Here is a 12,032-nt window from a genome sequence, read left to right on the forward strand (position 1 = left end):
AGACCATCCGCGCCCTCATCAGGCCGAAAACAGCAGGTTCTTCGAGGTGTCCACCTGAGGCCCTGCGAATTCTCAGAGTGAATCAAAACGCCTTCGGTGGTTTCGTCGATGTCTTCTAGCTCCGCGACAAGTCTATCCCGAAAGTCCGCGCCGAAGAACCCAGTGTCTACAATAAGCGTGCGGTTCGATTCCAGAAAATCGTCCGTTAGCGGTTCTGAGTAGCCGTCGATTTCATCAATTGCGAACAGCCGCACCCAAGCCTCTCGCTGCATGTCATTGGCCGCGATCTCGGGATAGAACTCCTCCGGAATACGGTCGAGCGTAATGCAGTACTGGGTGTCGACGACAAACTTCTTCTTCAGCCACAGCTTTTTCTGAAAGTCCTCGAGCTGGGCGAGGAAGTCGATCAGATGATGCGCGATGCGCCGCAGCACTTTGATCTTGGCAAGGTACGTTTCCACGCGCGGCGCGTCGGCGGACTCGATGTCGTCGAGCCGCATGACCTCGTTCTTGATGTAAAAGTCCAGCTCGCGCCGCAGGAACCCGCCCAGATCCTTGTGAATGAAGTAGTCCATCGTGTTCCGGGCGGTGTACTGGGCCAGGTACTTCTCCAGCAGCGTCCGGTCCTTCTCGGCCTCGGTCGGTGCCGGGGTCATCAGCGCGGTCACATAGTCGTCCGCGCCGTCCAGCTTGGGCAGCAGCGCCTTCACCATGTCCGCCGCCTCGGCGAGGCGCTTCTTGCGCCAGGTACCTTCCTGGCCGGTCTTTTCGGGGTCCGGGCGGTACTGGAACTGGATCACCAGCTCCGGCTCGCCGGTGTCGCCCGTCTCGATCTTCACCGGCTCGGGCTCGTGGATGATGAAGTAGCGTTCGGTCTGTTCGGACGCCTTGACGTTGTTGTGCTCGCCCTCGGACGCCGAGACGATCCGGCAGTGGACTTTGAGGGGCTTCTGCTCGACCAGCGCGCCGTGATGCGCCTGGAACTCCTTCGCCTGCGTCGGATCGAACGTGAAGTTGGTCAGGTACTCGGACGTCTTGATGTAGTACTGGTCACGGTTGGCCCAGTGCAGATAGACCTCGCGCCCGTCATAGGGGACAGCATAGGGGGCCGCCTTGCCATCCGTCTCGCGCGCGAAGTAGCGGCGACTCATGAAGTCACCGTTGTCGTAATAGCGCTCGAAGAAGCGGTAGAGGTGGTCGTAGACGTCACCCTCGTTGCTGCCACTTTCCCTGGCCGCATCCCAGGCCGCCTTGGCTTCCTTCACTTTCGGAGCGGCATCCGGATCGGGCGCGCCGAATTCTTCTGCTTGCTTCCGCGCGGCTTCATAAGTGGCCTTCGCTTCGGCGATGCGCGCCTCGTCCGCCTCGCCGAAGGCATCGCGGATGATGCCGAGCAGGTCTTCCTCGAGAAACTTGGTCACCTGACCGGCCTTGGCATGCATGATGCGATAAAAGCCAAAGTCCAGGTCGGGCTGGTCGAGCTGGAACAGCTCCTTCAGCAGGTTGATCAGACGTTCTCGTTGTTTCTCGACGTTCGGCATGTGACGGGTTTCTCCTGCGTTCTGTCGGCTCACACGACCGCCCAGCGGACGGCGAAGAGCTCTTGTTTGCTGATATCCTGTTGGAGGCGGGCTTCCAGGTCGGCGATCATCTGATCTCGTTCCTCGATGATCTCGTCCTCCACCTCGAAGATTCGTTGGCGCAAACGGCGCTTGGACTTTTCCAGCTCCTGGATCTGCGTCTGGATGCGATGCTGCTGCTCTGGGGATTCGGCCGTACGCGCCTCGCGCTTGAGCTCAAGGATCCGCGCCTTCGCGTCCTGCAATTCCTTCTCGGCGGCAAAGACCTTGTCTTCGGCCCATTTCTCCAGCTTCCGGCTTTCCTCGGCGAACCACTGGGCGTTCTGTTGCTTCAGCGCCTCGATGACGTCCTGTTCGCGTTGCGCAAGGATGGGTTCCAGCAGAGCACGTCCATCTCCGATCTCGCCCTCGGCTTTTCGGCAGGGCATTTCGAACAGGCGTCGAACAATGTCAGGGTCGATATCGCGCCCATCATCCGTCCTGGCTGCAAAAAGAATGTGGTCCTGCTCGTCAAATCCGGAGAAGCTGAGGCATCGTGCGGCGAGGATACCTGACTGCCCGACCAACGGCTCGATGCTGACCGCCTTGGCCGGCCATCCGGAATAATCGAACACGAGGGTTGCGCTGTTCAGATCGCGCTCGCGCGCCTTGGCAATCACGTGCTGTGCGAGCGGGTGCCCCAGGCGGTATCTGTGTTCGCTCAGGCCATTTTTGGCGATGCCGTAGCCCCCGGTCGGGACGTCCAGACCGTTTGGCGCGCGCTTCAAGGTGAAAGTGAGGTGTTCGTCATCAAAGCTGGCGTGTTGCCGCAGCTCATGCCGGGTTAGCGCCCACAACATTCGCTCATAGCGTCCGATATATTCCCGGCTCTTGTCCAGATTGATCTTGAGGCGGTCATGGACCTCGGCGTCGAAGTTCTCCAGCAACTTCCGGCGCGTATCCTCCATGGCAGCATTGATGCTCTCATCCATTTCGGCACGCAAGCGTTCGAATTCAGCCTCGATCTCTTCGGTGGTTCGACAATTCTGATAGATGTTAACGATCCGCTTCTCAAATTCGACGCCAGACTCAACGGCTCCGAGTACCTCGTCCGAAGCGCCGAACACGCCGGAGAACAGCTGAAACTTCTCGGCCAACAGCTCGTAGACGCGCTGATCGGCCGCATTGTTCTTGTTGAGGAAGTTGATCACGACCACGTCGTAAAGCTGGCCATACCGATGGCAGCGCCCGATCCGTTGCTCAATTCGCTGCGGGTTCCACGGTAGGTCGTAGTTCACGACGATGGAGCAGAATTGCAGGTTGATGCCTTCGGCCGCGGCTTCGGTTGCGATCATGATTGACGCGTGTTCGCGGAAATGCTCCACCAGTGCGGCACGCATGTCGGCGGTACGCGAGCCGGTCACGCGGTCGGTGCCTTTGTGGCGCTCTACCCACTCTTCATAGATTATCTTCGATTGGGCGTCGGAGTTGGATCCGTTGAAAAGCACAAGCTTGTCGGCGTACCCGTTCTCCGAAAGCAGCCGTAGGAGATACTCCTGCGTGCGACGCGACTCGGTGAAGATGATCGCCTTCTCGGCGCTGCCAAGTTCAGCCGCCTTGGCGAAGCCTGCGCGAAGCGCCTGCAATAGCGCCTGACCCTTTGCATTTTCCGATATCGATACCGCAAGATCGCGGAACGCCCGCAGGTCGGCGATCTCCTGCTCAATTGCGGCAATGTCATCGGCGGATAGAAGCTCCGGTTCGGCGCCGTCCTGTCCCCACTCGTCTGCGACCTCCTCGAATTCCTCGTAGTCCTCGGCGATTTCCTCTTCGAGCTTCTCCCGAAGGTTCGTGTCATCCTTGAGCTGGCGTTCCAGCTTCCGGGCTAGGGAGTCGAGGGCGCCCGCAATTGCGAACGTGGAAGAAGCCAGCAGCTTGCGCATGATGAGGGTCATCAGCGTCCGCTGGCTAGACGGCAGTGCCTGCAGAGACGGTCGCCGAAGGTATTCCGACACCATGTCGTAGAGCGACTGCTCCGCCTCGCTTGGAACGAACTCCTGGGTGATGGGTATCCGGTTGGTGTAGCGGATGTATTCCAACACCTGTCGGCGCAGAGTACGGTGGCAAACCGGCTGAAGGCGATGCTTCAACTCTTCATACTGGCCGTCACCGGTCAAACGCGCATATTGCGCTCGAAAGCTCTTCACATCGCCGAATGTGTAGTCATCGATCAGGCTGACGAGACCGTACAACTCCATCAGTGAGTTCTGAAGCGGGGTCGCCGTCAGGAGTACCTTCGGAACATTTGCAAGCGCGCCCTTCAGTGCTCGGCCGATCCGGTTGTCGGGCCTATAGACGTTTCTAAGCCGGTGAGCTTCGTCGATGACCACCAGATCCCACGGGATGACCATCAGCTCGTCGGCATGTCGCGCGGCGAACTGGAACGAGCAGATAACGAGCTTCTTCTGTTCGAATGGGCGCCGCGCACCATCTTTGGCCAATTTATTGTAGTTCTTTGCCTCTAAGATCAGGGTTGGCAGAAAGAACTTTTCTTCGATTTCCTGCGACCACTGCTTACGCAGATTTGCCGGAGTAATAACGAGGATACGGCGGCGGCCTTCGGTCCATTTTTGGGCGAGCACGAGTCCGGCTTCAATCGTTTTTCCAAGCCCTACCTCGTCAGCAAGAATGGCACCCTTTGACAGCGGTGATTTGAATGCAAAAAGGGCGGCTTCCACCTGATGCGGGTTCAGGTCCACTTGCGCGTCCAAGAGAGCACCAGTCAGCTTTTCGGCATCAGCAACTGAGTGCCGCTTACTGAGCTCGAGTGCAAATAGCTTTGCATGGTATTCAGTAATCAATTGATCACGCCCCCCGGCTGGAATTCTAGGGTTCTAACCATGGTCAGAACCCGACGTGGGCAGGGGGCGCATTTGGCCGATCGCGCTTTTGTTTAAGAGTCTGATTCAAAATTATTCCGCGTAAATTCATAGTCTTGCGATACGGCGCACGAAGAGTTGGACCGAAGCGATGAAGAGCCATGCGGTGGCCGATGCGATGGTTTGCTCGAAGTCCTTGGCGAGGCGGCGGTTTCGATTGAGCCAAGCGATGGTTCGCTCGACAACCCAGCGGCGCGGGAGGACGATAAACCCTTTTGTGGTATCGGACCGCTTGACGATCTCGACGGTCCATTTGCCGATCCGACGCAGCGCCTGCCGAAGCTTGTCACCGGCATAGCCGCCATCGGCGAACACATGGCGCAACCACGGGAAGCGGCAGATGATCTCGGCGAGCACCAGCGGCGCGCCGTCGCGGTCCTGGATGTCGGCGGTGTGGATCACGGCGTGAACCAGATTGCCCTCGGTGTCGGTCAGGATATGGCGCTTGCGTCCCTTGATCTTCTTGCCTGCGTCATAGCCGCAAGGGCCGCCGCTTTCCGTGGTTTTCACGCTCTGGCTGTCGATCACTCCGGCGCTGGGCGAAGCCTCCCGACCAACCGCCTCACGCCCGATCAGCAACAGGGCATGGTTCAACGACAACCACAGTCCGTTGTCCCGCCACAGGTAAAACCAGCGTCGCACGGTCGAGACCGGCGGAAAACACGGCGGCAGCATCCGCCACGGCAGGCCGCCGCGCAGCAGATACAGGATCGCCTCGACAATCCGCCGCAGCGGCCATTTGCGCGGACGCCCGACATGGGAGGGGAGCGGAAAGAGCGGTTCCAGCACCGCCCATTCGGCATCGGTCAAATCGCTTGGCAAAGCCAGTTCCGCGCGGGCATACTGCGCCCGAGTGGTATCGGTCCACATCGTTGATCTCCGGGAGTTTTCGCAAAAACCCTGAATCAACGACTTGGGCTGGCGTCAAGCTAACCCGCTGATACCACCCAACTTAGTTTCGGATCAGGCTCTAAGAGTACGATCTGCTGGTCTTGCGGCCGGCGGGCAGATGGGTCGGTGTCGAGACCTAGCCGCTTCAGCGCGTAGTACAGAAGCGCCTTGCGGACCGGGATCGTGGCCCTTCCGCTGCGCATTCCGTAATCGAGCGCGATGACCTTTTGCTGCGTCTCAGACAGTTCAGGATGCGGTCCGATCTCCAAAGTGACATGCTCGTTCCAGTCGGCATCCCCTTCAGCGCTGATCTCGCTCGGCTTGGTGCCGCGGGTCTCGATGATCCGCGAGAGCAGGAAGTCCTTGAAGCTCTGATCGGTGAGACAGAAGGCCCTTGTGTGCCAGCGGAAACCGTCGAACCCGATCGCGTGTGGCGCAATCCAGCGCCAGCGCGGCTCCGGCTGGGACAGCGACTGATACTTGACCTCGATGGCTTCTGATCGGCGGATTGCGGCGACCACCGAACGCAGGGTCTTGGCGTTGACGCCCCGCACGGGCGTCGGCGCGGAGTCGTAGGACGGAAATTGCCCGATCCAGGCATCAGCCCGGTCGAGGATGCCATCGGCGACAGAACGAAGCTGAGAGAGGTATCGGTTAGCGTCCGGCTTCAGAAACAGTGGGTCGAACTTGCTGCCTCGGATGTAGGCCCGGGCGCTCTTGTCGTAGGTCATGTTGTCCGGAGCCATGCCGATGTAGCGGTTCAGGTCGGTAGACGCCTGGTTCACCGACACACTGAACGCATCCATCAGATCGCCCCGATTCACATGCCCCTCCCAAAACAGGCGGAACTCGATGAATTCGAGCCGACGCTCGACGCCCCACCGAAGATCAGCCTTCTCTGTTCCCACCATGCACTCCCAGTGACATGATCCGTCCCGAAACTAGGCCAGCCCAGTTTCTGGATTTTCGATCAAGCTATCTGAGAAGCGGTGTGGGTTCAATCGAAATTGGTAGGGTATGCAAGCAGGGGAGAGGGCGAGGATGGCGGCAGCGCCTCGGCCAACCGCCATACCGGGGCTATGGTCACGCGCCCGCTTGCTCGGTATGAACGTTGTCCGAGGTGCTCGACCGTATCATCGCCTGCTCGTACTCCTCGATGTCACACAAGCGGTAGACGACCCGGCCGCCGAGTTTGACGAAACGTGGCCCGTCCCCAATCCACCGCCATCGCTCAAGAGTACGAGGGCTGATCCGCCAGCGTTCGGCCAACTCCATTTGGTTCATGTGTACTGCCTTCATTTCCACTTCCTTTCGCTCAGGCCCGTTTGACTGCGAAACAACGAAGGCGTGGACGGAAAACACTATCAAGGTAATACTGCCGGGAGCCACAAAACCGGGGTTTTGCTGCACCTTGTCTTGAACAGAGAAGTTCCTCGAAGGCGAAGATTCACCTACGAATACGAGGGCATGCTGGCGCGATGTGGGGCATACTTCGAGCGAGTTTGTCGAAGAGTCCTCCCGCTCCGCCAGCCCTTACAAAAGGATGCGCCACTGGCGCCCCACGGGTTTGTGACCGAAAGGGCGTTGTTCCTGCGCTGGCAGAACAGGCGCGGCGGTTGCGTCCCGGAACATCACGCCCCCTCTCCGAGTTCGGCCAATTCGCTCACATAGTCCAGATCGAGCAGCACCAGTTCGCGCCCTTCGCGCGCTATCACGCCCTGCGCTTCCCATTCCGACAGCAACCGGCTGACATTCTCGCGCGCGAGTCCGGCAAAGGCGCCAAGTTCGCTCTGGCTCAGGTTGAAGCGCAGCCTGCCCTTGCCCTGCTCGTGATCGATCAGACGCACCAGCGCCCGCGCCAGACGCGGCGCCATCGAGAAGGTGCGGTCGCTCTCGATCACCAGATTGAGCTGCCGGATTCGGCGCGCCAGTTCGCGCATCACCCCTGCGACCGAAGTCGGATTGGCCATCGCGGCAGAAAGGAATGTCGGCCCCGGCAGCAGCAGCACGGTCGACGGCACCGCAGCAGTAACCGTGGCAGTGCGCGGACCCTTGTCAAGCATCGCAATCTCGCCAACGATCTCGCCAGGGCCGCAATAGTTGAGAATGATCTCGCGCCCGCTCGCGCTGACCATGCTGATCTTCAAACCGCCAGCCAGCAGGCAAACCGCGAAGTCGCCATCTTCGTCGCCCTGATTGATGATCGCCTCGCCCCGTTTCAGCTCGCGGCGGGCGGCGTTGGCCAGCAGATCGTGCAGCTGGGCCGGTTCAAGGGCCCGCAGCAAGGTCCCTGGTGCGAGCTTCGCAATCAGATCATCGATTCTGTCCATCGCGCCTCGCTTCATTGGTCGGTCTTGCTTGGCCTGAACCTTCTTCCCGCGCCGCTTCCTATCAAACATTTTTTTGGCCCCGCGTGATGCCCATCACAGGCGGAGGCAATGCATTCGCTTATGCACCTGACCAGACGCCGCCCGGCAATAAGTCCGGCGGAACCGAGTTTGACCGAGCGACCCGGCGGAAGGGGCCTCCCCTTCCGTGACCCTGGGCCCACACTGTGCAACGGGTGTGGGCCCATTTTGTCGCGCGTCAGGCGCTCGCCTGCACCAGCAATGCCTTGCAGGCCAACATCACGCCCTCGCCTTCGACATGGCAGCGGGTGAACAGATCAACCAGATCGCTCCGCGCCGCCGAACGGGTGGCCTCGCCCGCCTCGTCGAGCGCGCGGCCGACCGCCATCGACGACAGCACGAAATCAGCCGCTTCCTCGGGTGTCGCGCCCGGCCCGCCCACTGGCTGGCGGCCTGAGTAGGGCACCGCATCCATTCCCGAAAAGCCCGCGCCGGTCAGGATCTCCTCAAGATAGGCCAAGTCCTCGAAGGCAAAGGGCCCCGGCGCACGTGGTGTGGCGGGCGGGATCTCGATATGCTGGCGCACCACGCCAATCACTTCCATCATCCACAGATTGTCGCGTGGGTGCGCCCATACCGCCAGATCGATCCGCGCGGCCGGCTTGAGCATCCTCCTGAGGTTGGCGAAGGCGGCAACCGGTTCGGGGAAGAACATCGAGCCGAAACGTGAGAACAGCCGGTCAAAGGGAGGTTCATCGAGATCGGCACTTGCAGCATCGGCGCAGATGAAGCGTGCAGCACTGCCCGCCGCGGCCGCACGGCGGGCAGCGGCCTCGACCAGCATCGGCGCGATATCGAGTCCGATGGCGGCCCCGTCCGGGCCTACCGCCTCGGCTATCGCCAGCGTCGTTGCCCCGCCCCCGCAACCCAGATCGAGCACCCGCTCGCCGGGCTGATAGGCCGCACGTTCCAGCAGGGCTTCGCCGATGGGGGCAATCATGCCCTCGAAGCGTTCGAGATTGGCGAGCCAGCGGGCGCCCATCTCGCCGGCCCAGTCCTCGCCCTTGAGCGCCTCGACTGCCTTATCGCCCATCAGAAGTGCAGCGCTCGGCCATAGGCATCGAGCACGCTTTCGTGCATCATCTCGGAGAGGGTGGGATGCGGGAACACGGTCTGCATCAGCTCGGTCTCGGTGGTTTCCAGCGTCTTGCCGACGGTGAAACCCTGGATCAGTTCGGTTACTTCCGCGCCGACCATGTGCGCGCCCAGCAGTTCGCCGGTCTTGGCGTCGAACACGGTCTTGATGAAGCCCTCGGCCTCGCCGAGCGCAATCGCCTTGCCGTTGCCGATGAAGGGGAAGTTGCCGACGCGCACCTCGTAGCCCGCTTCCTTCGCCTTGGCTTCGGTCAGGCCGACCGAGGCAACCTGCGGGTGGCAATAGGTGCAGCCCGGAATATTGCTGCGGTTGAGCGGATGGGGGTGAACCTCGGTATTGCCCAATTCCCTGGCGATGGCCTCGGCGCAGGTGACGCCTTCATGGCTCGCCTTGTGCGCGAGCCATGGACCCGGGGTGCAGTCACCGATCGCCCACAGGCCCTGGGACTTGGTGCGGCCATAGGGGTCGACCTGGATGAAGCCGCGATCCATCTCAGCAAGACCTTCAAGGCCGATGTTCTCGGTATTGGGCACGATCCCGATGGCGACGATCACATGGGTGAAGTCGTCGCTGATGGTCGTGCCCGTCTTGTCCTTGATGGTGGCGCTGACGCCTTTGTCCGACACCGTGATCGCCTCGACCCCCGCCCCGGTCATGATGGTGATGCCTTGCTTCTTGAGGCTCTTTTCGAGGAAGGTCGAGACATCAGCGTCTTCGACCGGCACGATGCGGTCGAGCATCTCCACCACGGTCACCTCGCTGCCGAGATCGTTGTAGAAGCTGGCGAACTCGATCCCGATCGCACCCGATCCGATCACCAGCAGCTTGGCCGGAAGTTCGGTCGGGGTCATGGCGTGCCGGTAGGTCCACACGCGCTTGCCATCCGCCGGAGCGAAGGGCAGTTCGCGCGCGCGCGCGCCAGTGGCGACGATGATGTGGCGGGCGGCGAGGGCTTCCTCGCCCTTCTCCGATTTCACCGTCAACGATGTCGCGCCGGTCAGGCGCCCTTCGCCCATATGCACCGCGATCTTGTTCTTCTTCATCAGGTGCGCCACGCCCTGATTGAGCTGCTTGGCCACGGAGCGGCTGCGCTTGACGATGGCGGCAAGGTCGGCCTCGATTTCCCCTGCAACCTTCAGGCCATAATCGCCCGCATGGCGCATGTAGTGGAAGATCTCGGCCGAGCGCAGCATCGCCTTGGTCGGAATGCAGCCCCAGTTGAGGCAGATGCCGCCCAGATTCTCGCGCTCGACAATCGCGGTCTTGAGCCCGAGCTGCGCGCAGCGGATCGCAGCAACATAGCCACCAGGGCCGGAACCGAGCACGATCACGTCATAGGAGGCGGTCATTCAGATGATCCCTTTTGAAGCTGAACGATGAGACATTTGAGACACAGTCCAGAAACCGAAAACCTGCCCCGGCAGGTGCTGGATGCGCGCAGGCGACTGCGCGGACAAAGGTGCGGCGACGGATCATCGCGGCGATGGTGCCCGCACCGCAAGGTGTAGGACAGCCTGATCGAGCATGATCGGGGGCCGCGCCGGGCGCGCCGCGAGCAAGACCGCCAGCGCAGGGGCGCTCGTCACACCACCAGCCCCATCGGGTTCTCGACGAGGTTCTTGAACGCCTCCATCAGCTGCGCACCGTCTGCCCCGTCGATGGCGCGGTGATCGAAGCTGCCGGTGGCGCTCATCACGGTGGCAGCGACGATCTGGCCGTCTTCCACCCAGGGACGCTGTTCGCCCGCGCCGACCGCAAGGATCATTGCCTGCGGAGGATTGATCACCGCGTCGAATTGCTTGGTGCCGAACATCCCGAGGTTTGAAAGGCTCGCCGTGCCGCCCTGGAATTCGTGCGGTTGCAGCTTGCCTTCCTTGGCCTTGTTCGCCAGCGCCTTCATCTCGGTGCTGATTTCGGCCAGACCCTTGCGGCCCGCGTCGCGAATGATCGGGGTAATGAGACCCGAGGGCGCGGCCACCGCCACCGAAATGTCCTGCCGCATGTACTGCAGCAGCGTATCGCCCTGGAAGCTGACATTGCACTTTGGCACGCGCTGGAGCGCGCGGGCGAGCGCCTTGATCAGCAGGTCGTTGACCGAAAGTTTCACGCCATCGGCTTCAAGCGACTTGTTGAGTTCGCCGCGCAGCTTGAGCAGCGCATCGAGCCGGATATCGACCGTGAGATAGATGTGCGGAATGGTCTGCTTGGCCTCGGTCAAGCGGCGGGCAATGACTTTGCGGACATTGTTGAGTTTTTGCACCTCGAATGGCGCATCGAGATCGCCGCCAAGGCTGGGTGGCGCCATCGGCGCCGGCGCCGCGGCAGGTGCAGCAGGTGCAGGTGCCGCATCCGCAGCGGGCGCCGCGGCCGCAGATCCCGGCGTGAAGTTCACGACATCGTCCTTGACGATCCGGCCATTGGGGCCAGTTCCCCTGACAAGCGCCAGATCTATGCCCTTTGCCGCGGCAATCCGCCTGGCGAGTGGCGAGGCAATAATGCGCTCTGCCGAAGCCGCAGGGGCAGGAGTCGATGCGGGGACAGCAGGCGCAGCAGGCACAGCCGCAACCGTCCCGCCGCTCTTGACGACCGCAGCCTCGACATCTTCCTTCGTGATCCTGCCCTTGGGGCCGGTGCCGGTGATGCTCGCAAGATCGATGCCATGCGCCTCCGCCAGCTTGCGCGCCGTGGGTGTCGCGGCGGGGGCGTCGTCCGCGGGCGCAGCCGCGGCAGCAGGCGCCGCGGAGGCCACCGGCGCGGCTTCTTCACCTTCCACCGCCAGTCGCGCGATCACCGTGCCGACTTTCACGCCCTCGGTCCCTTGCGCGACCAGGATTTCCGTGATCACACCTTCGTCGATCGCCTCGAACTCCATCGTCGCCTTGTCGGTTTCGATCTCGGCCATAACGTCGCCCGAGGCGACTTGATCACCGACCTTGACCAGCCAGCGCGCCAGCGTGCCTTCTTCCATGGTGGGCGACAAGGCCGGCATCTTGATGTCGATCGCCATGATCCGCTGAAACTCCCGTAATCGATCCGTGCCCTTCCTCTGGCCAATTCGCTGACATCGGGCAAGGCCCAACAAGGCCGGATGGCGGCGAGGACTTGCCATTCCATACGAATGCATCGATACCTCCCGACC

At 61.6% G+C, this 12,032-nt stretch carries 9 protein-coding genes; all 9 read right to left on the minus strand.

All coding sequences use genetic code 11. The annotated features are described in order from the left end of the window. Positions 1-1,541 (minus strand): hypothetical protein (locus BZF61_RS07950; RefSeq protein WP_211276739.1); only part of this gene is annotated, 1,541 nt, incomplete at its 3' end. A gap of 29 nt (positions 1,542-1,570) precedes the next feature. Beyond that, positions 1,571-4,420: an SNF2-related protein gene (locus BZF61_RS07955; RefSeq protein ID WP_086618329.1), complete on the minus strand. Its 2,850-nt coding sequence runs from the start codon at positions 4,418-4,420 to the stop codon at positions 1,571-1,573. 126 nt (positions 4,421-4,546) lie between these two features. Continuing rightward, positions 4,547-5,368, minus strand: coding sequence for an IS5 family transposase (locus BZF61_RS07960; protein WP_086618331.1), 822 nt, complete (start codon positions 5,366-5,368; stop codon positions 4,547-4,549). A 59-nt stretch (positions 5,369-5,427) separates the two neighbouring features. Continuing rightward, positions 5,428-6,300, minus strand: coding sequence for a BrxR family helix-turn-helix transcriptional regulator (locus tag BZF61_RS07965; protein ID WP_086618332.1), 873 nt, complete (start codon positions 6,298-6,300; stop codon positions 5,428-5,430). 172 nt (positions 6,301-6,472) lie between these two features. Beyond that, positions 6,473-6,688 (minus strand): helix-turn-helix transcriptional regulator, encoded by a 216-nt coding sequence (locus BZF61_RS07970; protein WP_086618334.1) that lies wholly within the window; start codon positions 6,686-6,688, stop codon positions 6,473-6,475. Between the two features lie 332 nt (positions 6,689-7,020). Further along, positions 7,021-7,719, minus strand: a complete 699-nt coding sequence (locus BZF61_RS07975; protein WP_086618335.1) for a Crp/Fnr family transcriptional regulator — start codon at positions 7,717-7,719, stop codon at positions 7,021-7,023. A 256-nt stretch (positions 7,720-7,975) separates the two neighbouring features. Then, positions 7,976-8,830, minus strand: coding sequence for a class I SAM-dependent methyltransferase (locus tag BZF61_RS07980; RefSeq protein WP_086618337.1), 855 nt, complete (start codon positions 8,828-8,830; stop codon positions 7,976-7,978). Further along, positions 8,830-10,242 carry a dihydrolipoyl dehydrogenase gene (gene lpdA, locus BZF61_RS07985; protein WP_086618339.1) on the minus strand — a complete coding sequence of 471 codons (1,413 nt, stop codon included), beginning with the start codon at positions 10,240-10,242 and terminating at the stop codon, positions 8,830-8,832. The genes BZF61_RS07980 and lpdA overlap by 1 nt, the downstream gene beginning before the upstream one ends. A gap of 233 nt (positions 10,243-10,475) precedes the next feature. Beyond that, positions 10,476-11,900: a 2-oxo acid dehydrogenase subunit E2 gene (locus BZF61_RS07990; protein ID WP_086618340.1), complete on the minus strand. Its 1,425-nt coding sequence runs from the start codon at positions 11,898-11,900 to the stop codon at positions 10,476-10,478. Positions 11,901-12,032 lie beyond the last annotated feature (132 nt).

Origin of the sequence: Erythrobacter tepidarius, from assembly GCF_002155695.1 — a bacterium.
Lineage (GTDB): Bacteria > Pseudomonadota > Alphaproteobacteria > Sphingomonadales > Sphingomonadaceae > Erythrobacter > Erythrobacter tepidarius.